The organism is Mesorhizobium sp. M0761 (genome assembly GCF_040320205.1).
Taxonomy (GTDB): Bacteria; Pseudomonadota; Alphaproteobacteria; order Rhizobiales; family Rhizobiaceae; genus Mesorhizobium.
Genome location: NZ_JAMYPF010000004.1, coordinates 183,394 through 205,128, shown reverse-complemented (window position 1 = coordinate 205,128; position 21,735 = coordinate 183,394). Strand labels below are relative to the sequence as shown.

The window sequence follows — 21,735 nt, the reverse complement described above, 5'->3', positions numbered from 1 at the left end:
GCGATCATTGAAGAGCTATCAGTTCGCCACACGGTACAGGCCGAGCGACAATTTATCACCTGACGAATAGTTGATGCCGTCGATCTCGGCGACGCGGCTGGCCTTCTTGCCTTGCCCTGCCAGCAGGTCATCCAGCCGTTTTTCATCGCCGACCGGCGCCAGGCCCAGCGCGCAGGCCGGATCGCCAAGCAGATGTTGCGCAACCCCGTCGACATCGGTCAGTACCGTCTTTGTGCCCACCAGAAATACCAGGCTCGGTTCGTGATATTGCGCGGAGGCGAGCACGCTCATCTCACAGGGACGATCGGCGCGAACCGCCGCCTCGATTTCCCGACTCATCCAAATCGGTTTCAGTGACGGCACGATGACACCGAACAGCAGGGCGTAGGTTATACCGGCGCAAACCGCAGCCCCGCCGATGCGGACCAGCGGCACCAGCGTCTGGCGCGAAACAGCGAGGTAGCCGGCGCCCAATGCTGCCGCGGCGGCCGGAACGCTCCACCATAAAAATGTCTTCATGAGATAGATCGGCGCACCGACGCAAAGCACGGCGAGACCGACGGTCACCAGAACGGTGCCGAATGCGGTCGCCCACCACAGCCATGTCTGCCAGCGCCTGAGCGGCGCATTTGCCTCTTGCGGCGTCAGCGTCAAAAGCCAGCCGATGAGCAGGGCCATGCCGGGATAGGCCGGCAGCACATAATGCGGCAGTTTCGTCGGGATCAATTCGAAGACGAGCCAGAACGGAACGTACCAGGCGAGGCAGAAACGCAGGCGCGGATCGTCGCGCAATCGGTTGAGCGCCTGCAGTCCGGCGCCGAGCGCCACAAGGCCGAACGGCCACATGAACAGGCAATAGGTCAGCATGTAGAAGCCCGGCGGAACGCCGTGCGACTCCTCGCCTTGCGCGACCTTGCCGAGCATATCCTTGCCGACGGCCTGCTGCAGGAAGGCGCCGTTGCTCTTCCAGGTGATGAGGGCGAGCCAAGGCAGCACGATCAACAGCACCAGAATCAGCCCACGCCCGGCTTTCAGCCTCGCCAGCCAGCGCCAGTCGCGCTCGAAAGCAACCAGCGTGAGCACCGTCAGCGCCGACAGCAGCGGTGCAATCGGCCCCTTGATGAGGATCGCCGCGCCCTGCGCAGCCCAGAAAATCCACGGCAGATGGCCGGCGACAGGCTCGTCGCGGCGCGATGCCAGATAAATCTGCGCCAGCGCGCCTTGCGCCAGAACGCAGCAGGCAAGCAGCATCGCGTCGGTCTTGGCGTCACGGCCTTCGAAGGCGGTGGCGAAAATCGCCGCCATGACCAGGCCGGCGGCAAGACCGGCATTGGCGCCGAACAGATTGGCCCCGGTCCAGGCGATTGCGACGACGGCGATGGCGATGCCCAGCGCCGAGATCAGCCGGTAAATCCAGATCGGCGCCTGTGCCCCCTCGCCGCTCAGCGTGACCGCCGCCGATTGCAGCCAGTAGATGCCGATCGGCTTCTGGTAGCGCGACGCGTCCTGGAAGCGGATGTCGATATAGTCGCCGGTCTCCGTCATCTGCTTGGTCGCCTGGACGAAGCGCGGCTCGTCGCGGTCGAGCGGCGGCAAAGAGGCCAGTCCCGACGCCGTCATCATCAGGCTGAACAGGAAGAGAAAGATGTAGTTCCTGCTCATTTCGACACCGGACAGACTGAATTTGGCGGGACTGGTGGCTCAGTCGACCTTGGTCATCGCCGCCTTGCGCTCATTGGCGATGAGCCATAAATTTCTGACATAGATCACCATGCCCATGGCCTGGCCGGCGATGAACACCGGATCCTCACGCTGGATGGCGTAGACGAGCAGCAGCCCGCCGCCGAACAGCGAGAAGAACCAGAAAGCGATCGGCACGACGCTGCGCTTGGCCTTTTCCGAAGCGATCCACTGCACCAGGAAGCGCATGGTGAAGAAGAACTGGGCAACGAAGCCGAGCAGAACCCAGGCGTCGAACTGCTTGACGAAAACCTGGTGCAGCCAGATCGCCAATTCCTGAAACACGTTAGCCATGCGTGATTTCCTCTACCTTTGGCATTCTGCGGCGCCGGCGCCGAAGCCACCAAACGCCGGCGAGATCGAGCGCGCCCTGCAGGCCGCGATCGAAGATGCCGTAATTCGACTTGCCGTGGCGGCGGGAGCGGTCGACGACGTCGCAATGGACGACGCGGTAGCCTTCCTGGATGACAAGCGCCGGAACGAAACGATGCGTACCGTCGAAAAACGGCAGTTTGCGCAAGATATCGGTGTGGATCGCCTTCAAGCCGCAGCCAGTGTCGCGGGTGTCGTCATGCAGGATCGCGCCGCGCAGCCAGTTGGCGAAACGCGATGCCAATTGCTTGATCTTGCTGTCGCGGCGCTTCAACCGCTGCCCCTGCGCGGCGCCGAAATCGGGCCCTGCCCGACGCAGCGCATCGACCAGCACGGGGATATATTGCGGGTCGTTCTGGCCGTCGCCGTCGATGGTGGCGATTATCGAGCCGCGCGCCGCCCAGGCGCCCGAGCGCACCGAAAGCGACTGGCCGGCGGATTTTTCGTGCCGCAGCTGCCGAAGCGGAAACGGACGTTTGGCGGCTTCAGCGGCAAGCACCGAAGCGGTGTCGTCAGTCGAACCGTCATTGACGACGATGATTTCGAAATCGCGCCCGGTCATCGCCGCCTCGATCTCGTCGATCAGCAGCGGCAGGTTCGCCGCCTCGTTGCGGCAGGGAATGACGATGGATATCAATGCGTCCGGCATATCGCGTCGGGCTCTGTCACAAGATATGGCATTCGGTGGATGCCGTGCGGTGCCGTTCCAGCGGATCGAACCCGTTGGCGCGGCGCCTCATTACGCCAGCCGACAGGATGAAGCAAGCATGCGCGGCAGTGCAGAATAGGCTGTCCATGCCGGCGCAAAATCGGAAACCACTTTTGCTTGACGCGCTTGGATGCTAAACGCCCGCGTTCAGGCCATGCCGGGCCGTTCGGACCCGGCGCTTTCAGGAAGAAACAATGTCCGCCTTCAAGTCCGATTTCCTGCGCGTCATGAGCGAGCGCGGCTTCATCCACCAGATTTCGGATGAGACCGGGCTGGATCAACTTTTCGCGAAGGAAACCGTGACCGCCTATGTCGGATACGACGCCACGGCGACCAGCCTGCACATCGGCAATCTGATATCGGCGACCATGCTCTACTGGATGCAGGAGACCGGCCACCGGCCGATCGCACTGATGGGCGGCGGCACCTCGATGATCGGCGACCCGTCCTTCCGTGACGACCAGCGCAGCCTTTTGACGCCCGAGGCGATCGCCACCAACATCGAGGGCATCAAGCGAATTTTTGGCCGCATCCTGCGCTTCGGCGACACTGGCAGCGACGCCATCATGGTCAACAATGCCGACTGGCTGATGAAGCTCAACTATGTCGAGTTCCTGCGCGATGTCGGCCGCCACTTTTCGGTCAACCGGATGCTGACCTTCGACAGCGTCAGGCTGCGGCTCGAGCGCGAACAGTCGCTGTCCTTCCTCGAATTCAACTACATGATCCTGCAAGGCTATGATTTCGTCGAGCTCAGCCGCCGCCACGACTGCCGGCTGCAGATGGGCGGTTCGGACCAGTGGGGCAACATCATCAACGGCGTCGATCTCGGCCACCGCATGGGCACGCCGCAGCTTTATGCGCTGACCACGCCGCTGCTGACGACATCGTCGGGCGCCAAGATGGGCAAATCGGCCAAGGGCGCGGTGTGGCTGAACGGCGACCTCTTCTCGCCCTATGATTTCTGGCAATACTGGCGCAACACCGAGGATGCCGACGTCGAGCGCTTCCTGAAGATCTTCACCCGGCTGCCGCTTTCGGAGATCGCGCGGTTGGCCGCCCTTGGCGGCTCGGAGATCAACGAGGCCAAGAAGGTGCTGGCCACCGAAACCACGGCCATCGTGCACGGCCGCGAGGCGGCGCAACAAGCCGAGGAGACCGCGCGCAAGACCTTCGAGGAAGGCGTGACGGCCGAAACGCTGCCGACCGTGGAAGTGGACGGCGCCGCGCTGGAAGCCGGCATCGGCATCCTGTCGCTGCTGGTCAGCGGGGGCCTTGCCGGGTCCAACGGCGAGGCAAGGCGTCACATACAGGGTGGCGCTGTGCGCCTCAACGACCAGCCGGTGGCGGACGACCGGCGGATGGTGACGCCTCAGGATTTGAGTCCGGAAAACGTCGCAAAGCTTTCAGTGGGCAAGAAAAAGCACGTGCTTGTGCGGCCTGCCTGAGCCGTCTTCTGGGATCCTCAGCGATACTCGAAGATCGACCGGAAAATGCCCGGCGCGATTACCGATAGCGGGTTGATGTCCAGCACCGGCTTGTTGGCGTTGTCCTTAAGCCGGTAGGTGACGCCGATCAGGCCTCGGTCGCGGCCGTTGCCGAGCAGAACGCCGACCAACGGCAACTCGCCGAAGATGCGGTTGAGGCCATAGGCCGGCATGAAGGTTCCGGTCATGTCCATATTGTTGTTCTGGTCGTAGAGCGTGCCTTGGAAGGTGGTGCCGATGCGCGGGCCGCGCAGCACGCCATTCGCCAATTTCAAATAGCCCGACCCCTTGTCGATCTCGGTAAAGCCGCGCTCGAATTTTACCCGCGAGGTGTCGATCTTGCCCTTGACCGCTTCGTTCAGGCTGCGGCTGTCGCCGGCTGGCGTGGTCGATACGATCGACGCAAGCTTCGGTTCATTGACGATGAAGAAGTTGCTCGAATCGACCTGGCCCCACATCGGGCCGTCGGCCGCGCCGCTGAGCGCCAGCGTGATCGATCCGCCTTCCATATGCTCGTAGATGTTGAGGAAGCGCAATATGGCGCCTGCGTCGGCCGACTTCATGGTGAGCGCGCGAGCACCATTGCCTGCCGTATTGCTGATGGCGATGGCGGCGCCGGAACTTGCCGCGGCGCTGACCTTGAGCCTGTTCACCCTGGAGCCGGCGGCACTGTAGTCGAGCTTCAAATTGGACAGGACCTCGTCATGGAACCCGGTTAGCGAATTGACGTCGGCGCTAACCGAAACCGCGTCCGTGCCGGTGGTTTTGGTGGCGGTATCGACATCGGAGGTGAACTGCTTGATCAGCGAGCGGGCATCGAGCGCGTTGCCGCTGACATCGACTGCGAAGCCCTTGCCCGACCGCTTCACCGTCACGGCGACATCGTCGCCCCGGTTCAAGGCGACTTTGCTGAAGCGGGCCGACGACAGCGCGCCCTTGACCAGGACGACATCGCCTTCGACCGAAAAGCTCTTTCCGTCGAGGTCGAAGTCGGACAGCGTCGTGGTATCGCCGGACTTGCTCATGGTAAAAGTGGCATTGGCGGCAATGCCCGGCCCCTTGCTCCAGCCTGCCCAGGGAATGTCCAGCCTGGCGCTCGTCAGGTCGACGTCGACGTTCTGGCTGCCGCCTTCGCCGCTCTTGTCGATTGCCACCTTGATGGTGCCGGAAATCAGCGGCGACAGGCCAGGCATGGCGATGGCGCGCGTCTTGTCGTCGAGCACAAGCGCCACCTTGCGGCTGCGCGGCGGGCCGCCATCCCTGAGCGGCTCGACCAGATCGAGCTCGGCTGGAATGCCGTTCAGCCGCGCCTTGGCAGAGATCACCGCCTTGCCGGGCCCGACTTCGATCGAACCGTCGGCATCGGTCACCATCTGGCCTTCGAACGGCTTGGCGAGCGACAGGTCCTTGTAGTCGAGCGATACCAGCCAATCGAGCTTCGACGTGTCGACGCCGGATTGCAACGGAATGTCGGCCTTGACGTGGCCGGTCACCGTGCCCGACAGGTCGTCCGGCAAGATGCCGACATGGCGCATGGCGTTGATCGGTTCGTAGGAGGCAAGTTCGGCGATGGCCGGCGCCTCGCCGGCGACGTCGATGTCGAGCGCGCCGATCACCGGCGGGTGGTTTGCCGCCTTTACCGACAGTGTGCCATTGCTTGCCGCCACGGTGCGGCCGCTCGGCATATAGACGCTGCCCGAGGACAGCGCGACGTCGACATCGTTGCCGTGGAAGGAAACGACGCCGACGGCATCGCGTATCGGCGGGATGCGGCCGGCGGTGTCGAAACGCGAGCCCTCGACCTGGAAGCGGCCGAACACCTCGTCGGCCGAAAGCGGCACGCCGTTGCCGAGACGCCCCGGAACGACCTGGAACTGCAGGCTGGCATCGACGACGCGGCCGCCAAACAGGTTCTGCAGCACCCACAGCCGCGCGTTCTTGGCCGAGAACCAGGGCCACAATTGCTTGACGTGCGAGACCGCCATGTCGTGGACGTTGAGCGACACCGAGATACCCGGCGGTCCGTTGTCGATGAAGGAAACCGCAGCGGTTCCCAGCACTTCGCTCCCCGATCCCGACCTGATGCCGATCTGGTCGGCGACAAGCTTGCGGCTCTTGACCTGATAGACGCCGGCGATGCGGGCGAAGAAATTCAGCGCCGGCTCGGGCGATTCCGAAGGCGCCAGCGTCGAGCCGTCGCTGGTCAGGTCGTAACGATAGGAAGGCTCCTCGCCGGCCGCGCCGGTCGACGGCTTTGGCCCGATCGAGCCGGCGAAATTGAACGCCGAGCGCCCGGTCTTTAGAACCAGCCTGCCGACATCGATCTTGTTGGAGCCGGAGACAAGGGCGGCGTCGACATCGACATCGGCCGGCAACAGCCCGCGTGTGCCGAGGTCGAGCACCGAGCCGGTTAGCGACAGCGAGCCCGTCAGCCGCGAATCGGTCTCGCCCGAGCCTTCGGATCCCGTGAGCTTCAAAGCCATCGCGCCGGTTCGCCCGCCGGCCGCCGGCGTTGTCTCCGCGACATCCGCCATGTCGATGGCGGCGTTCAAGGCGGTGACGCGCATCGAGCTCGTATCGCGGGTGGCGGTGGCCGTGACGGTGAGCGCGCGGCCATCGACATCCGCCTCGGACGAGAACTCCACGCTGCCGGGGCCCGACTGCAGCACCGTCGCGTTGGCGATCATGACCAGCTTGACCGATCCGGCCTCGGGCAGCTCGAATGCGACATTTTTGAGATCGATGCGGCGCATCGAATCCTCGCGCACGGCATCGAGTGCACGATTGACGTCACTGAAGACGGCGGCGGCCAGTTTTTCCGGATCGATGAGACCGTCTTGATTGCGCAGGCGCGCTGTCCAGTCACCACCCGACGGCATTGCCGCGGTGACGATATGGGCGTCGGAAACCCTGGCGCTGGTCAGCCGAACCTCGCCCGAAAGCAGCGGGATCAGCCGGATGCCGAAGCGGACGCGCCCGGCATCGGCCATCGGCTTGCCGTCCGCCGTCTCGACGCTGACATCCTTGACCTGCAGCGCAATGAAGCTCGATCCGTCGAGTGTCAGGCTGGCAGGACCGACGGCGACTTTGACGTCGAAACCGGCCAGTTTCTCGATCGCCGTTTCGGCTTCCAACCGCAGCCGTTCGTTGCCGATGCCGGTGGCGCCGATGACGTAGACGGCGGCCGCTGCCAGCAGCACAAGGGCTCCAATGCCGGCAAACAGCCGGGCAAGGATGCGAAAGCCGCGGCCGATCCGTGCCTTGCCGAGCGGCGGCACGCGGCAAGCGGACGGGAAAGCCCCCAGGTCGGTGATCTCGTCACGCCTGAACCGGATTTTCTCGTGCTGCGGTTCTTCCTGATCCACGCAATTTTCCGTTGTGCGAATTCGATCGTGGACGAATCCCCGCCCGACACTATAACGACGCAGGCTAGAGCATGATGCCGAAAGGTGTGAGGCGGTTTTCGGACGACATCATGCTCTATCTCTTTGATTTAGGGCCGCGTAACCTCAAACAAGGGCATCGATATGGCTGATCTCGACGTTGGCGACGTTGCGCCGCAATTCGATCTTCCGCGCGACGGCGGCGGCTCACTCAGCCTTGCCTCGATGCGGGGGAAGCCCATTGTACTTTATTTCTATCCGCAGGACGACACCACAAGTTGTACCAATGAGGCGATCAGCTTTTCGCAGCTGAAGCCGGAGTTCGAAAAGGCCGGCGCCGTGGTGATCGGCCTGTCGCCGGACAGCGTGAAGAAGCACGACAAGTTCAAAACCAAATACGATCTCACCGTCGACTTGGTTGCCGACGAGGAGCGCAAGGTGATCGAGGCCTACAATCTGTGGGTCGAGAAGACGATGTATGGCCGCAACTATATGGGCGTCGAGCGGGCGACGTTCCTGATCGGCAAGGACGGGCGGATCGCCGGGATCTGGCGCAAGGTCCGGGTGAAAGGCCATGCCGAAGCAGTGCTGGAGGCGGTCCGCGCGCTCTGAGGCCCCACCGATCTGGCCAACGCCGCGCCCTGCATTAGGGGAATAAGACACATATGCGGTTGGCTGACACCGCTGGTCACTGGCGCGCCCGCTCGACGGCAAAACTTTGTTAACCCTAGTAAAACTTTGTTAACCCTAATAATGTGTAATCGGGCTTCGTTGGTGTCGTAACGAAAGCTTGGTCCCGTGAACCTAACCGGTCAGTCAGCGGTCTTCGGCAGGCGCAAGGAGCCGCATACGGTCATCATTGCGCGGGGCAATGAAATACGGCATTTCACCATCCGGCCGTGGCTCGTCGCCTTTCTCGGCTCGGCACTGGCGGCGATCGCCATCGGCTATCTCTTGGCGACCTCCTATCTCGTACTGCGCGACGATCTGATCGGCGCCACCACGGCCCGGCAGGCGCGCATGCAGCAGGCCTATGAAGATCGCATTTCCGCATTGCGCGCGCAGGTCGACCGCATCACCAGCCGCCAGCTTCTCGACCAGAAACTGATGGAGACCAAGGTCAGCGAATTGATCGAGCGGCAGAGCCAGCTCAGCCAGCGCCATGGCCGCCTTGGCCCGATCCTCGAACGGGCGGAAAACGAGGTCGGCACGCCGGCCGCCGCGGATGTGGCGGCAAAACTCGACGAGCATGCCGAACTGACTGGCGGCGAGCCACTCGCCTATTCGGTCGCCAGCCTCGGTTCGGGCGACACCAGGCCATTCTCGCTGTGGTCGACACGCTCCGACCCGCTGCCCAGCGAAACGGCTGCGGACCGTGCCGACAAATTGTTCGTCTCGATCAATGATTCACTGAAGGCTATCGAAAGCCAGCAACTCACCCGCATCGAGACCCTGGCCGACAATGCCTACAAGAACGCCGACGCCATCACCCAGGCGCTCGAGGCGGCCGGCCTGCCGGTCGACAGCGATTTCGGCAAGAACGAAAGCGATGTCGGCGGGCCGCTGATCCCGCTTGACAGCTCGATGATGTTCGACAGCAAGGTCAAGGAACTCGACGAGGCGCTGGATACGCTCGACCAGTTGAAGAAAGAGGCGCGGCGGCTGCCGCTTGCCAACCCGGCGCCGGGCCACTCCGTCACCAGCCCGTTCGGCGTGCGCACCGACCCCATCCTCGGCACCGCTGCCCTGCATTCAGGCATGGATTTCCGCGCGCCGGTCGGCATGCCAGCCAAGGTCACCGCGGCCGGAATCGTCACCAAGGCCGGCTGGAACGGCGGCTATGGCCGCATGGTCGAGGTCGATCACGGCAACGGCTTTGCCACGCGCTACGGCCATCTGAGCGAGATCGACGTTGCCGTCGGCCAAAAACTCGCGGCCGGCGACATCATCGGCAAGACCGGCAGCAGCGGCCGCTCGACCGGCCCGCACCTGCACTACGAGGTCCGCCACAATGGCGAAGCCATCGACCCGCTGCGCTTCCTGACCGTCGGCAAGAAGGTCGAGCAGTATCTGTAGGGTCAAGCCAGGCGGCTGGTTGCACGCCCCCGCCTCCTTCACCCGTTGTACCATCCTGTTGTTTGGCAATCCGACATCGCGTGCTCCGGCGTCACGTTCTGGAGCCTGCGGCTGCCGCGCGCTTTGCCGATGCCGTTCTCATCGCTGAGGATTGCCTCGGCCACCGCCGTGATCGGCGCCATTGTCGGCGAATGGATCGGCTCCGACCAAGGACTTGGCGCGCTGATCATCCAGGCGTCCTTCAACTACCGGTCGGACCGCCTCTACGCGGCGATCGTGCTGTCATCGGGCCTGTCGATCGTCCTGTTTTGTCTTGTGGTGCTGATCGAGCGCCGGACGATCCAATATTGAGCAGATGCGTCAGGCGGGTCGCGGTGGCGTCCGTCGTGGCTGACCGGTCAGGATTTGACATGGATGTCTCGCGGGAATTTGGTCAGCGTCTCATGGCCGGTCTCGGTCACCAGAATGGTCTCGCTGATCTCGATGCCCCAGCCATCCATCCACATGCCAAGAATGGAGTGCACGACATTGCCGGGTTGCAGCGCGGTCTTGTCGCCGGGCCGCAGGCTGATCGTGTGCTCGCCCCAATCCGGGGGATAGGCGACGCCAATGGAGTAGCCGATGCGCGATTCCTTCTTCAGCCCGTAGCGCTGGATAACCTTGCGCCATGCGGCCTCGACCGCTTCGGCTGTGGTCCCCGGCCTGACCGCGTCGAGCACCGCATCCATGCCTTCGATCACCGCCTTTGCGGTGTCGGCGACACGGGCCGGCGTCTTGCCGAGCTGCATCGTTCGGGCGAGGCCGGCGGCATAGCGGCGGCAGACACCGGCAAGTTCGAGCGCAATCGTCTCGTCCTCTCCAAACCGCCGGTCGCTCCACATGATGTGCGGAGCCGATGCATTCTCGCCGCCGAGGATGGTCGGCGGCAGTGCCGTGATGTCGCCGGCGAAGTCCGCGCTGCCGGCGATCTGCGTCGCCTGGATCGCGGCAATCGCATCGCACTCGCGCACACCTGGCGCAATGACTTCGAAGGCCCGCGCAACAGCTGCTTCAGCCAAGGTCGACGCCTTGCGCAGGTAGGCAATTTCTGGAGCGGATTTCACGGCGCGGATCCAGTTCACCAGGAGATCGGCGTCGTGCCATTTCGCATTGGGCAGGCCGGCGACCAGCCGGGCATGCGCCTTCGGCGAGAAATAATAGGCTTCGAGCTCGATGCCGATATGTCTCGCGCCCCAGCCCTTGTCGACGATCCAGGCCGCTATCCAGTCCATCGGATGGCGATCGGCGCGCTGCACGTGGTCCTCGGGGAAGCCGACCACATTCTCCGGCTTCATCCAGGCCGTCAGCAAGCCGCCTGCCGCATCCATGGCGCGGCCGATCCAGACCGGCTCGGCCTCGTTTTCGATCGGGACCAGCACGACCTGCGGCGTGTAGAACGACCAGCCGTCATAGCCGGTGATGTAATGCTGGTTGGCGACATCGTTGACCACCAGCAGTTCCAGCCCACGCGCCGCCATCTCGGCGCGGATCTTCTTGAGCCGCCGCTGGTACTCATCGCGCGCAAAAGGCAATTCGATCATCGGTTTTCCTGCTGGATTGTTGGCCGGCGAGCCCCGCGCCCGCCTGACGTCATTCACCATTGCGGTGGTTTCAGCCCGGCTGCAATCGGCCAGCGCGACGAATGGGACAGGTCCTGCAGCGCGCCCGGGAACCGTCACGAATTATTTTTGAATTCCATTTGACTGAATAAATTGCCTGTGCAAGTCTTGGTCTTCCTATGGGGCGCGGGACATGGCACTGCGGGGGACCAATCAGGAGTTCGGGCGGCCTTACAACCGGCGCATCGTGCTGGAGTCCATCCGTCTTCACGGTCCCATCGCTCGCGGCGACATTGCCGGCCGGGTCGGCCTCACCGTCCAGACCGTATCGACCATCGTTCGCGAACTCGAAGAGCATGGTTATGTGCTGTCGCTGCGCGAAGAGCCGCGCGGACGCGGGTTGCCGCCGGCGACGCTCAGGATCAACCCCGAGGGCGGCTATGCCGTCGGCGTCCACCTCACCCCGCTGGGGATCGACGCGGCGCTCATCAATCTCAGCGGCGATGTCATCGAGAGCATGCATCGCGAGGCGCCGCATGCGACGCCCGACCATGCCTTCGAGCTGATCGGCGCGATGGTGCCCGAGTTGACCGCGCTGCGGCCCGGCGGACGCGTGCTCGGCATCGGCATGGCGCTGCCTGGACCGTTCGGCGTGGAGTCGATGAGCTTCGTCGGCCCGACGACCATGGCCGGCTGGAAGGATGTCGCGCTGCCGGAACGGCTGGCGGCGTCGACCGGGCTGCCGGCCTTCTTCGAAACCGACATGGCGGCGGCGGCCATGGGCGAACGGCTTTACGGTCTCGGCTCCGGTTATTCCGAATACTACTACCTCTATTTCGGCGTCGGCCTCGGCGGCGTAATCGTGCATGACGGCGCGGTGATGCGCGGCGCCTGGGGCAATGCCGGCGAAATCGGACACATCCCTGCCGTTCCCGGTGGCGAGCCTTGCCCATGCGGCAACAGCGGCTGCCTCGAACGGTATCTCTCGCTGGAAGCACGTCGCCGCCGCAACATCAGCGACGCCGCCTGGGTGGCTGAGATCGCGCCGATCTTCCGCAACGCCATCGTCACCATAGAGAATGTGTTCGACCCCGAAACCGTCATCCTCGGCGGGCTCGCGCCCACCGACCTGCTCGAAAAGCTGGTCGGCGCGGCGGGACAGCTTCCCAATTCGGTCTCGGCGCGGCGCGACCGCAAGACACCGCGCGTGACGGTGGCGACCGGCGGCAAGCATTCGGTGCTGCGGGGCGCTGCCGCGTTGGCCGTTTCGGGCGTGCTGTCGCCGCGCTTCGGCCAGATGTTCATTGCCGAGCGCGAGCGCCGGCCAGACCTCATGCACAGCAAGGGAGTGGCGGCATGACCGAACCGCTGCTGGTACTCGAAAACGTCACCAAGAATTACGGCGCCATCCATGCGCTCAGAGGCATCAGCTTCTCGATCGGCAAGGGCGAGGTCGTGGCGCTGCTCGGTGACAATGGCGCCGGCAAGTCGACGCTGGTCAAGATCATCGCCGGCGGCCTCGAGCCGAGCTCCGGCCGCATGCTGTTCGAGGGGAAGGAATTCCTGGCGAAAACGCCGGCCGAGGCCAAGGCCGCCGGCATCGAGACCGTCTACCAGGACCTTTCGCTCTGCACCAATGTCGACGTCGTCGCCAATTTCTTCATGGGCCGCGAAATCACCCGCAAGGTTCTCGGTATCCCCATCCTCGACGAGCGCGCCATGGAGGCCGTGGTCGGCAAGGCGCTGGCCAGTGCGGGCACCCGCATCCCGTCGCTGCGCACCAATGTCGAGCATCTCTCGGGCGGCCAGCGCCAGGCCATCGAGCTCAACCGCTTCGTGCATTGGGGCGGCAAGCTCGTGCTGCTCGACGAGCCGTTCGCCGCCCTCGGCGTCGAACAAACCAGGCGCGGTCTCGAGATGATCCGCCAGGTGGCCAACCAGGGCATCGGCGTCGTCATCATCACCCACATCATGCAACAGGCCTTCCAGGTTGCCGACCGGATCGTGGTGATCCGGCAAGGCGTCGTGGCCGGCGATGTCGCGCGCAACAAAACAAGTCCCGATGCGGTGATCAACATGATCACCGGTGAGACGCTTGCCGGTGCCGGACCGGCAGGTTGAGGGACAAAAGAGGGGTCCGGTATAAAAGAGGAGCGAACGACATGAAGCGAATACTGGTTCTTGTCTTCGGTATCCTGGCACTGGCTCTTGCCTCGCTCACGCCGGCAATGTCCCAGACCAAGGGCACCGTCTATTACATGGTCCCGACCCTGCTCGATGAATTCCAGACCGGCTCGGTGAGCGCGCTGGAGCTGTTCCTCAAGCAGGTCGGCTATGAGGTGAAAACACTCAACGCCGACAACAAGACCGACGCGCAGCAATCGCAGATGAACGACGTCATTGCGCTGAAGCCGGCGGCGATCATCCTGGCCGCCGTCGATTTCAACGCGCTGAAGCCGTCCATCGAAGCGGCGCGAGCGGCCGGCATCCCGGTGGTCGAGTTCGACCGCCAGATCACCTCGACCCCGTCCGATTTCACCTCGGTGGCGGGCACGGTCGAGATCGGCTACGTCGCCGCCGAGCAGGCGCAAAAGCTTCTGACCGCCAAGAACGGTTCTGTGAAGGGCAAGATCCTGCAGGTGCTCGGCGATCCCGGCGATCCCTACACGCTCGACATCCAGAAGGGTTTCGAGGAGAAGTTGAAGGCGTTTCCTGACGTCAAGATCATCTCGCTGCCGGCCATGCAATGGGAAGCCAGCAACGCCGGCACGATCGTTGCCGACCAGATGCTCGCCAACCCCGACATCGACCTGATCTTCAGCCATGCCGCGCACCTGTCGGTCGCAGCCGTCGCCTCGCTCGAGGCCGCCGGCAAGAAGCCGGGCGACGTCCTGCTGATGAGCTCGAATGGCGCTCCGGTCGGTCTCGACCTGATCCGCAAGGGCTGGCTCAATGTCGAAGTCGAGCAACCGCTCTACGCGCAGGCCGCGGCCGTGGCGATGTTCATGGACAAGATCGCCGGCAAGCAGGAAATCAAGCCTGGCGAGTATGACGTGCTCGGCTTGAAGTCGACCGTAACGAAGGAGAGCTGGGGCCCCAACATCAAGATCCCGGGCGCCGCCATCACCAAGGAAAACGTCGACAATCCGGCCTTCTGGGGCAACCAGAAGCCGCCGACGGACACGATCAAGTCTGTCGAATAGTCGCCTAGCGAAGCGCTCCGGGCCATTGCGGCCCGGAGCCTGCCCATTCACGACGCCGCGTCCCAGGACACCGTGGCGAACCTAAACCCGCGCCTGAACCCGACGAAATCGAGTTGATTTCTCAGCCTGATTTTCTCGGGAGCGCCAACCGGATCAGCCCATGAACCCGCGCAGCCGCAAAGCCCTGGAGTTCGTCCTCGACAACCTCGTCTGGTTCATGCTGATCTTTGTGCTGGTTGTCTTTTCCATCTTCGTCCCGAACTACTTCCAGCTCGGCATCTTCGCCAACATCATCGAGGCCTCGAGCGTTCTCGGCGTGATGTCGATCGGCCTGTCGCTGGTCATCATTGCCGGCCATATGGACCTGTCGGTGGAATCGGTGGCCGCGCTCAGCGCCATGGCGGTCGGCATCCTGTTCTGCTCATCGGGCATCGGCATGGGCATACAGCTCAATCCGCAATGGCTGATGGTTCCGGTTTCGCTGCTCGTTGCGCTGGCCGTCGGTGGCCTCATCGGCGTCTTCAACGGCTATCTCGTGGTCAAGGTGAAGATGAGCGCCTTCATCATCACGCTGGCGTCCTACATCTGGGTGCGTGGCCTGGTTCTGGTGATTTCCGGCGGCCGCTCGGCACAGGATCTGGCGCCGGCCATCCGCTGGTTCGGCATCCAGCGGCTGGCGGGCCTGCCGCTGACCGCCTGGATCGCCGTCGCCTGTTTCGTCCTGTTCTCGCTGATCATGGCCAAGACGCCGTTCGGCCGCCACCTCGTGATGATCGGCGGCAACGAGACAGCGACCTTCCGCGCCGGCATCCGCGTCAACCGCAACCTGATCATCGCCTTCGTGCTGGCTGGCGCCATCGCCGGCCTCGCCGGCTGGCTGCTCGCCATCCGCACCTCGGGCGCCACCGCCAATCTCGGAACCGGGCTGTTGTTCAACGCCTTTGCCGCCGTCGTCATCGGCGGCGTCAGCCTGAAAGGCGGTGTCGGCACCTTGCCCGGCGTCTATGCCGGCGTGCTTTTGCTCTCCTCCATCAACACGGCAATCAACCTGATGGGCCTGCCGGCCAATTTCACCCAGGTGATCCACGGCCTTTTGGTGCTCGCCGCCGTGCTGCTCGACGCCTTCAAGCAAACCATTCGCCAAAGACTGGCATAGGAGACGGCTGGCATGACAGGACGGCTCGAAAGCAAGGTCGCGCTGATCGTCGGCAGCGCGCGCGGCATCGGCAAGGGCATCGCGCAGCGCTTTGCCGAGGAAGGCGCGCGGCTGGTCCTGGCAGACAGCGAAGCCGGGGCCGGTCAAGCGACCGCGGACGAGCTCGGCGCGGATTTCATTCGCACCGACATCTCGCAAATGGCCGATGCAGAAGCTGCGGTGGCGCTGGCGCTGAGCCGCCATGGCCGCCTCGACATCGTCGTGCAGAATGCCGGCATCTATCCCTGGCAGCTGATCGAAAACACCAGCCCGGACGACTGGGACCGGGTGATGGCGGTCAATCTGCGCGGCACGTTCAACGCCACGCTGGCGGCGCTGGCGCCGATGAAGGTGCAAGGTTACGGGCGCATGCTCTACACCTCGTCGATCACCGGTCCGCACGTCACCAGCCCCGGCCACGGCCACTATGCCGCCAGCAAGGCCGGCATCAACGGCTTCATCCGCTCGGCGGCGCTGGAATTTTCGGGCTACGGCATCACCGTCAACGGCGTCGAGCCCGGCAACATCCTGACCGAAGCGATCGAGCTGCATCGCGGCGCCGCCTACATCAAGAACATGGAGGATTCGATCCCGCTCGGACGCCTCGGCAGTCCGCGCGACGTCGCCAACGCCTTCCTGTTCCTCGCCTCCGACGATGCCAGCTACATCACCGGCACCACCATCGTCGTCGACGGCGGCCAGTTGCTGCCCGAAGGCAAGGATTTCCGGCTGCTGCCGCCGTGATCAGCCGGATTTCTTGTACAGCAGCAACTCAGGCCGGTATTCGAAGTGCATGGTGTCGTAGTGATACCAGCGCCCGCCCCAGATGAAGCCGTTTTTCTCGAACAATTCCACGATTTCCAGCGGAATCCGGTTCTTGAAGGGAATGTGGGCCTTCGGGTTGGTTTTGTTCCTGTTGTTGTACCAATAGTCGGAGAAGCCGACATTGATATCGAAGGCCGCTCCGAACGAGTGAACGCTCAACCGGTCGGTGCCGGCGATCGGCCGCCAGACAAAGCCGCCGCCGGGCTTGAGCCCGTAACGGCTCAGCTCCGCGGGCATCGCCTCAAGCGCAGCGGAGACCTTGCCCAGCCGGTCGTTGATGCCGAAAATCCTGGTGACCTGCACGGTCTTCTTGCCGAGCTTCGGCAACCATTTGACGTTGGCGATGTGCTTGCCCACCTCGGCGGCACTTGCCCCGTAGAGCTTCTCGAAGAAAGGTTCATTGCGGATACGGCCGGGATCGAAATCCTCCGCCGGGACCAGCGCGCCCTCGGCTGCTCCGGGATAGACGTAGCGAAACATGTCTTCGATGTCAGGGCTCTCCAGCAGCGCGTCGGCTTCGCGCGCCTTGCCGTCGTCCCACACCATCGTGGTGCCGTCGGTCCAGGTCAGTACATTGCCCGAAATGGTGAAAAGTCCGGGATAGACCTTGAGCAAGGCGGCCTTGGCCGCCGGCTGGTCGACGCCGTCGCCCGCATTCCCTGCATAGGCGAAGCGCCCAATACCAGAGATTGCCAATGCCAATAGCAGTTGTAACATCAGCCGCCGTGGATGGTCGATCATTGTGCTGCCTCCGCGAGGGCTTTCATTCATCGTGCATTTAACAAGGCAGCTGTACCATGCTGGTCGAATCGAACGGGAGACAAAATCATGTCAAAAACCTTCACTGCTTTGATCCGGATGACGTTTACATTCATTTGCCTGGTCGGCCTGGCCTCGTCCGTTTCTATCCTTTTCCCCGCCACCGCGTCGGCCCAGCGCATGCAGAAATGCGCCGATGAAGGCGGCACGTGCCGCCTGCCCTACCCCTCGGAAGTGGTCTACGGCGCGCGCGGCCAGACCACCTCCCGCTTCTTCGATCGTCGTTCCGTGCCTTGCTCGAATCGCGTCTTCGGCGACCCGGCGCCCGGCCGCGACAAGGCCTGCTATATTGCGAGGCGCGATAGCGGTAATGATTATGGTGACAACGACGACGACAATTACGGCAATGATGACAATTACGGCGATAATGATTACGGCCAGGGCCGCGGCAGATGGGTGGCTTGCGCCTCGGAGGGGCGGTTCTGCGAGTTCCGTGGCCGCAAAGTGGTGAGATACGGGGCGCGTGGCCAGTACGTCCAGGGTGTATTCAGGAACGGCGTCACATGCAGCGTCGACGCCTTTGGCGAGGATCCCATCCGCCGCGTGAAGAAGAACTGCTACGTCAAGCGATAGGCTAGCGCGCCGGGAAAGAACGGCGGGTGCGGCTCATTGCGGCCGCGCCCGGCATTCGAGATATGTCGGCCGGGATATGGTGGGCGATGACGGGCTCGAACCGCCGACATCTTCGGTGTAAACGAAGCGCTCTACCAACTGAGCTAATCGCCCGCTCCGGCCGGACCTTTAAGCGGTCGCGACCGGCTTCGCAAGGCCAAATGAACAGCTGCGAGCTTAGCCGCACAGTGGTTTTCGCGGGCAAAGTGCCGCCCGTCAAAAAACCTTCTCCTGTTTGCGTTTATGCTGTCCAGCTGCGCTTGACACCCGGTGGCGAACCCCTTATCCACCGCCCCAACGACGAACACGGCTGACACGTGCTCGTCCAATGCGCGGGTGTAGCTCAGTTGGTTAGAGTGCCGGCCTGTCACGCCGGAGGTCGCGGGTTCGAGCCCCGTCACTCGCGCCATTAATTTCAAGGGGTTAGCTACCGCCCCTTGAAAAGTTTCAACTCTCATTCTCCGGAGAGTTTCAACTTTCTGTATTCGTTCCGTTCCAGGCGAAGCAGCTTTCTGCCCTTGCGGCGGCTGGCATCGGCTGAGCGGACGGCGGCCAGATTGACCGGCATATAGGTCTTCTGCAGCGCCTTGTTCCCGTCGATCGAATTGCCCATCTTGGCCGAGATCGCCTCGACCGACGCGCCTCCGGCATTCGCCTCGACCGCGCCGGAACGCCGCATGTCCATCAGCCGCCGCTTCTCCGCTGTCCCGAACACCAGCGTCCGCAGATCGGCAAAGTCGTCGACCAGAGAATCCTTGGTGTAAGGCACGCCGGCGCGCGGCCGCCCGCCCTTCGGGCCCGGCGCGAAACCGCGCGAGCGAAAGATCGGCGCATCGTCGAGCAGGGTGACGCCTAGTGATTCGACATAGGCCAGCACCAGGCGCTGCGTGCGTGACGATAGCGTGCCGAAAGCCGCCTCGCCACTCTTGCTGCGTGCAATCAGAAAACCCCATTCCTGCGCTGTCTGCATTGCCTGCGCCGGTGTGAGAGTGCGCACGTCGACGGGTGAGAAGCTCGTGTCCCACGCAACGGCGATGATGCAGGCCAGTCCGCGGTAGCCGGAGCGCCAGGCGCACTTGACCATGCGCACCGCCTCGCCTGCCGTCCAGGTCTGGTGGCGCGGTGGTGGCGTCTGGCGGCGGATCGCCTGCGACGGGTCGGAGCCGGCCGGGCATAGCTTCATGCCGGCCATGAAATTATAGAGCGAACGCCACGTCTTTACGGCACGGTAGGCGATGTCGACACCTTTGACCCGCAGCAGACGGCCATACCGTCGTCGAGCAGCTCGAGGGTGATGTCGGCTGGCGGCAGGTCGGCGAAGTACGCCGCCTTGATCGCCGGCACCAGCCGTGGTTGTACCGGGAAGCGGATAGATGACGGTTGTAATGTGTGGGTTTGGCTCATGGCACCAAATCTCTATCCACCGTCCATCGGGCAGGGGATGGGCGCCTTGTCGTTGGGCGGGTGTGAATCTCGCCCTTGTAAGCACCTCCGCCGCATAGCATGAGATTTTCCTACTCCATGATCTCGTTATTTCCCGCATCGAGGGTGGATGAGGCTTAGAATAACGGCCTTTCTCCCCCATGCCTATTCGTCCAATTCTTAATCGCAGAATCGGCCGCCACAGGGCGAGAATACTTATATTCGGCGGCTTCGAAGCCGCTACGCCCAGGCAACCCGGATACCCTCGGCGATGTTGACGCCATTACCCATCAGGTCGTCATCGCGCTCCTGCACGACGTCACCCAGGTGAATGCCAATCCGGAACTCAATGCGACGATCATCGGGCACCCCGCTTGGCAATAGCGTTCTGACGCGCGCAGCGGACTGCTTCCACAACGCTGCTGAACTCGACGAGGCTCCCATCACCGCGATGGACAGACGCGAGCGTTGCCTGCCGGTCGCCTGGACTGCCCCCCGCGCTCCCGCCCCACACAGGATGCCGGCAAGCAGACGCTGAGCCAGGCGCCTCATCTCGGCTCGGGTGGAAATTGACTGCAGTGACGGACACAAGCCTGCTTCGCCACTTACTCGACGCTGCTGAGGAAGGCAGCTTTGCCGCTGTCGCACGAGACTGCGAAGTTGTTTCCCCTTCGTCGCACGACGCGTCGCTGCTCTCACAATATCCGAATTCTTGAAAGGTCCCGATATTCCCGAACTGGACGGCCGATGTTGCGGGCCAAAGAGCGTTAAAAAACGAGGCGCCCGGACCAATCACATTGTCGAGACAGAATTTGCGCTGTCCGGGAATAAAACGCCGCTTGCCGTGGTCCTCCATGCATAAGCTGCTGATTGACCTTGAAGGAACACCACACTGCAAACCTACACATTGACGAGCACGACGGGGTCGGTCGGCGCACTCCAGAACCTCTGGAAGGCGAGAGTTCGGCCGCCTGCGGACGGCTGCACCCAAGTACACTGCCTTGTAACGTCGCCTCAGGGCATACCTTGATGTTATCAGCGATTGCCCGTCGGCCAAGGCACCGGTTTTGAAATTCGCTTGATGGCGTCCCTGCCCTTGCCGTTCGACTCCGTCGAGTCCTTGTGTGTCAATTTGTTGCGACGAGAGCTAGTCCCTGTCGTGCTGGTCCGTCTCGTCTCATCTCTTGGGTCTGCAAAAACCGTAGCAGCATGTTCGCAACCTGTTCACCCATGTTGATTTCACGAGTTTCCGACTGTCGGCATATAAGAGGGAGAGGTCCGATGGATTTCATGTTGATGGTGAACATTGCCGGCGGCATCCTTCTGGCCATCGCGATCCTCTCGGTGTGTCTCGTCGGATGGCTGTTTTACCGTTCGGGATCCGGACAATTGAGAGGCGAAAGCTGTGACAATGAAAAGCCCGCCACCGTGCCAGACCAGAAAACTCATATTTTAGCCCCTGCGAAACAAAGCTCGCTATTCCGCGTTGAGGCTCGTCGAACAACGGAGCTTCACGAATGGATCCGGCAACTGCAGCTGTGATGATTTTGCTTTCTTGCAGTCCCGCCCAGGGAGTCTGCAAGCCACTCGATACATCACCGGCCATGTTCGGATCCCTTGACACATGCCAGTTGGCGTTAGCCGTGAGGCTCGAGGGCGCTCCCAACGGGGAGATCGTCGGGCGATGCAGTTCGATCGACCCCTCCGCTACAGGTTCCGTTCCAGCCGGGTATAGCACGATTGTCGTCACGCGGGGCACAGGGGCGGGTGCGGTGAGCAGTCGCTACATCGTGCCACACAAAAACTGAAGCCAGCCACCGTGAGGCAGCGGGCTATTCATTCTCGACCGGACAATTATAGGCCTTGCCCTCCCTCTATGAAGCCATACTCGGCATCGTTGGCTTCGCGCTCGTCGTCCGCTTCGCCATCGTCGTCGCCTTCCCTGTCATCGGTCCCGGTGACTTCGATGCCACCCGCCAGACAGGGTTCGAGATCCGGGTCGGGCTCTACGAAGTCGAGCAGCTACATCAGGCGTTCTTCATCATCGATCGAGCGACGGACCGCCATGTCCGAAAGGCAGAGGTTCGTGGCTGGATAGCGAAGAATCGCACACGGCTTTCCCTCATTCGCATGGTTCGCAGAAATTAGCATGATCGCCTACTCTCATCTCGTCCGGCGTCGTCTCCCTCAAAGCAGCGCCGGTAAGGCTCGGCGCCCTTCTTGGTTTCTCCCCGTATGTCAAAAGGAGGTCGCCGGGCCTTACCAGGCCCCGCTGCTCATCGCTTGCGGGGTGT

General features: G+C 63.0%; 19 protein-coding genes, 2 tRNA genes and 2 pseudogenes. 13 read left to right on the top strand and 10 right to left on the bottom strand.

Annotated features, from left to right (window positions below; all coding sequences use genetic code 11):
* Window positions 1-18: 18 nt before the first annotated feature.
* Genes NKI32_RS08640 through NKI32_RS08630 form a run of 3 tightly spaced genes read right to left on the bottom strand, consistent with a single transcriptional unit; the run spans window position 19 to window position 2,761 of the window.
* Complete coding sequence (locus tag NKI32_RS08640) at window positions 19-1,662, bottom strand: ArnT family glycosyltransferase (protein WP_352624544.1); 1,644 nt, start codon at window positions 1,660-1,662, stop codon at window positions 19-21.
* Window positions 1,663-1,701: 39 nt separating this feature from the next.
* Window positions 1,702-2,034 carry a lipid-A-disaccharide synthase N-terminal domain-containing protein gene (locus NKI32_RS08635; RefSeq protein WP_023748554.1) on the bottom strand — a complete coding sequence of 111 codons (333 nt, stop codon included), beginning with the start codon at window positions 2,032-2,034 and terminating at the stop codon, window positions 1,702-1,704.
* The gene (locus tag NKI32_RS08630; RefSeq protein WP_023690217.1) at window positions 2,027-2,761 is read right to left on the bottom strand and encodes a glycosyltransferase family 2 protein; all 735 of its coding nucleotides are present in this window, start codon (window positions 2,759-2,761) and stop codon (window positions 2,027-2,029) included. Before NKI32_RS08630 ends, NKI32_RS08635 begins: the two co-directional genes overlap by 8 nt.
* Before the next feature lie 254 nt (window positions 2,762-3,015).
* On the opposite strand from NKI32_RS08630, the gene tyrS reads away from it, so the two are divergent.
* Complete coding sequence (gene tyrS / locus NKI32_RS08625) at window positions 3,016-4,269, top strand: tyrosine--tRNA ligase (protein WP_352624542.1); 1,254 nt, start codon at window positions 3,016-3,018, stop codon at window positions 4,267-4,269.
* 17 nt (window positions 4,270-4,286) lie between these two features.
* Here the strand turns inward: tyrS and NKI32_RS08620 are convergent, their stop codons facing one another.
* On the bottom strand, window positions 4,287-7,673 hold the full coding sequence (locus tag NKI32_RS08620; protein WP_353002504.1) for a hypothetical protein: 3,387 nt from the start codon (window positions 7,671-7,673) through the stop codon (window positions 4,287-4,289).
* 162 nt (window positions 7,674-7,835) lie between these two features.
* Between NKI32_RS08620 and NKI32_RS08615 the strand changes: the two genes are divergently transcribed.
* The 3 genes and pseudogenes from NKI32_RS08615 to NKI32_RS08605 all read left to right on the top strand — a co-directional run.
* Window positions 7,836-8,303 (top strand): peroxiredoxin, encoded by a 468-nt coding sequence (locus tag NKI32_RS08615; protein ID WP_352624538.1) that lies wholly within the window; start codon window positions 7,836-7,838, stop codon window positions 8,301-8,303.
* A gap of 186 nt (window positions 8,304-8,489) precedes the next feature.
* Window positions 8,490-9,767, top strand: a complete 1,278-nt coding sequence (locus NKI32_RS08610) for a M23 family metallopeptidase (protein ID WP_352514094.1) — start codon at window positions 8,490-8,492, stop codon at window positions 9,765-9,767.
* Window positions 9,768-9,860: 93 nt separating this feature from the next.
* Window positions 9,861-10,118, top strand: a pseudogene (locus tag NKI32_RS08605) (ABC transporter permease); the annotation flags it as partial.
* Between the two features lie 47 nt (window positions 10,119-10,165).
* Here NKI32_RS08605 and NKI32_RS08600 read toward each other — a convergent pair.
* Entirely contained in the window at window positions 10,166-11,347 is a 1,182-nt protein-coding gene (locus NKI32_RS08600) for a M24 family metallopeptidase (protein WP_352624534.1), read from the bottom strand.
* A 211-nt stretch (window positions 11,348-11,558) separates the two neighbouring features.
* Here NKI32_RS08600 and NKI32_RS08595 point away from each other — a divergent pair, with 211 nt between their 5' ends.
* From NKI32_RS08595 to NKI32_RS08575, 5 genes are all read left to right on the top strand, one after another.
* Window positions 11,559-12,725 carry an ROK family transcriptional regulator gene (locus NKI32_RS08595; RefSeq protein ID WP_352624532.1) on the top strand — a complete coding sequence of 389 codons (1,167 nt, stop codon included), beginning with the start codon at window positions 11,559-11,561 and terminating at the stop codon, window positions 12,723-12,725.
* Window positions 12,722-13,486 carry an ATP-binding cassette domain-containing protein gene (locus NKI32_RS08590; RefSeq protein WP_023706423.1) on the top strand — a complete coding sequence of 255 codons (765 nt, stop codon included), beginning with the start codon at window positions 12,722-12,724 and terminating at the stop codon, window positions 13,484-13,486. Before NKI32_RS08595 ends, NKI32_RS08590 begins: the two co-directional genes overlap by 4 nt.
* A 41-nt stretch (window positions 13,487-13,527) precedes the next feature.
* Window positions 13,528-14,568: a sugar ABC transporter substrate-binding protein gene (locus NKI32_RS08585; RefSeq protein ID WP_352624530.1), complete on the top strand. Its 1,041-nt coding sequence runs from the start codon at window positions 13,528-13,530 to the stop codon at window positions 14,566-14,568.
* Window positions 14,569-14,728: 160 nt separating this feature from the next.
* Window positions 14,729-15,724 (top strand): ABC transporter permease, encoded by a 996-nt coding sequence (locus NKI32_RS08580; RefSeq protein WP_352624528.1) that lies wholly within the window; start codon window positions 14,729-14,731, stop codon window positions 15,722-15,724.
* Between the two features lie 12 nt (window positions 15,725-15,736).
* Window positions 15,737-16,507: an SDR family oxidoreductase gene (locus NKI32_RS08575; RefSeq protein ID WP_352624526.1), complete on the top strand. Its 771-nt coding sequence runs from the start codon at window positions 15,737-15,739 to the stop codon at window positions 16,505-16,507.
* Here NKI32_RS08575 and NKI32_RS08570 read toward each other — a convergent pair whose 3' ends face one another.
* Window positions 16,508-17,329, bottom strand: coding sequence for a M15 family metallopeptidase (locus tag NKI32_RS08570; protein WP_352511300.1), 822 nt, complete (start codon window positions 17,327-17,329; stop codon window positions 16,508-16,510).
* Window positions 17,330-17,416: 87 nt separating this feature from the next.
* On the opposite strand from NKI32_RS08570, the gene NKI32_RS08565 reads away from it, so the two are divergent.
* Entirely contained in the window at window positions 17,417-17,980 is a 564-nt protein-coding gene (locus tag NKI32_RS08565) for a hypothetical protein (RefSeq protein WP_031203220.1), read from the top strand.
* Window positions 17,981-18,057: 77 nt separating this feature from the next.
* Here the strand turns inward: NKI32_RS08565 and NKI32_RS08560 are convergent.
* Window positions 18,058-18,133 (bottom strand) — tRNA-Val (locus NKI32_RS08560).
* A 218-nt stretch (window positions 18,134-18,351) separates the two neighbouring features.
* On the opposite strand from NKI32_RS08560, the gene NKI32_RS08555 reads away from it, so the two are divergent.
* Window positions 18,352-18,428, top strand: a tRNA-Asp gene (locus NKI32_RS08555).
* Between the two features lie 45 nt (window positions 18,429-18,473).
* On the opposite strand, the gene NKI32_RS08550 is transcribed toward NKI32_RS08555, so the two are convergent.
* The 3 genes and pseudogenes from NKI32_RS08550 to NKI32_RS08540 all read right to left on the bottom strand — a co-directional run.
* A complete protein-coding gene (locus NKI32_RS08550; protein ID WP_352511302.1) occupies window positions 18,474-19,211 on the bottom strand; it encodes a hypothetical protein in 738 nt (245 codons plus the stop codon).
* A gap of 26 nt (window positions 19,212-19,237) precedes the next feature.
* On the bottom strand, window positions 19,238-19,423 hold the full coding sequence (locus NKI32_RS08545; protein WP_352511304.1) for a hypothetical protein: 186 nt from the start codon (window positions 19,421-19,423) through the stop codon (window positions 19,238-19,240).
* Window positions 19,424-19,684: 261 nt separating this feature from the next.
* Window positions 19,685-19,889: pseudogene (locus NKI32_RS08540) on the bottom strand (adenylate/guanylate cyclase domain-containing protein); the annotation flags it as partial.
* Window positions 19,890-20,722: 833 nt separating this feature from the next.
* Between NKI32_RS08540 and NKI32_RS08535 the strand changes: the two are divergent.
* Window positions 20,723-20,983: a hypothetical protein gene (locus NKI32_RS08535; RefSeq protein ID WP_023745949.1), complete on the top strand. Its 261-nt coding sequence runs from the start codon at window positions 20,723-20,725 to the stop codon at window positions 20,981-20,983.
* A 321-nt stretch (window positions 20,984-21,304) separates the two neighbouring features.
* Window positions 21,305-21,589 (top strand): hypothetical protein, encoded by a 285-nt coding sequence (locus NKI32_RS08530; RefSeq protein WP_352511305.1) that lies wholly within the window; start codon window positions 21,305-21,307, stop codon window positions 21,587-21,589.
* Window positions 21,590-21,735: the final 146 nt, after the last annotated feature.

Bases quoted from the DNA above. Each gene is read 5' to 3' on its own strand.
- NKI32_RS08640 (WP_352624544.1), bottom strand. From the start codon at position 1,662: ATGAGCAGGAACTACATCTTTCTCTTCCTGTTCAGCCTGATGATGACG.
- NKI32_RS08635 (WP_023748554.1), bottom strand. From the start codon at position 2,034: ATGGCTAACGTGTTTCAGGAATTGGCGATCTGGCTGCACCAGGTTTTC.
- NKI32_RS08630 (WP_023690217.1), bottom strand. From the start codon at position 2,761: ATGCCGGACGCATTGATATCCATCGTCATTCCCTGCCGCAACGAGGCG.
- tyrS (WP_352624542.1), top strand. From the start codon at position 3,016: ATGTCCGCCTTCAAGTCCGATTTCCTGCGCGTCATGAGCGAGCGCGGC.
- NKI32_RS08615 (WP_352624538.1), top strand. From the start codon at position 7,836: ATGGCTGATCTCGACGTTGGCGACGTTGCGCCGCAATTCGATCTTCCG.
- NKI32_RS08600 (WP_352624534.1), bottom strand. From the start codon at position 11,347: ATGATCGAATTGCCTTTTGCGCGCGATGAGTACCAGCGGCGGCTCAAG.
- NKI32_RS08595 (WP_352624532.1), top strand. From the start codon at position 11,559: ATGGCACTGCGGGGGACCAATCAGGAGTTCGGGCGGCCTTACAACCGG.
- NKI32_RS08590 (WP_023706423.1), top strand. From the start codon at position 12,722: ATGACCGAACCGCTGCTGGTACTCGAAAACGTCACCAAGAATTACGGC.
- NKI32_RS08585 (WP_352624530.1), top strand. From the start codon at position 13,528: ATGAAGCGAATACTGGTTCTTGTCTTCGGTATCCTGGCACTGGCTCTT.
- NKI32_RS08580 (WP_352624528.1), top strand. From the start codon at position 14,729: ATGAACCCGCGCAGCCGCAAAGCCCTGGAGTTCGTCCTCGACAACCTC.
- NKI32_RS08575 (WP_352624526.1), top strand. From the start codon at position 15,737: ATGACAGGACGGCTCGAAAGCAAGGTCGCGCTGATCGTCGGCAGCGCG.
- NKI32_RS08570 (WP_352511300.1), bottom strand. From the start codon at position 17,329: ATGATCGACCATCCACGGCGGCTGATGTTACAACTGCTATTGGCATTG.
- NKI32_RS08565 (WP_031203220.1), top strand. From the start codon at position 17,417: ATGTCAAAAACCTTCACTGCTTTGATCCGGATGACGTTTACATTCATT.
- NKI32_RS08550 (WP_352511302.1), bottom strand. From the start codon at position 19,211: ATGGCCGGCATGAAGCTATGCCCGGCCGGCTCCGACCCGTCGCAGGCG.
- NKI32_RS08545 (WP_352511304.1), bottom strand. From the start codon at position 19,423: ATGAGCCAAACCCACACATTACAACCGTCATCTATCCGCTTCCCGGTA.
- NKI32_RS08535 (WP_023745949.1), top strand. From the start codon at position 20,723: ATGGATTTCATGTTGATGGTGAACATTGCCGGCGGCATCCTTCTGGCC.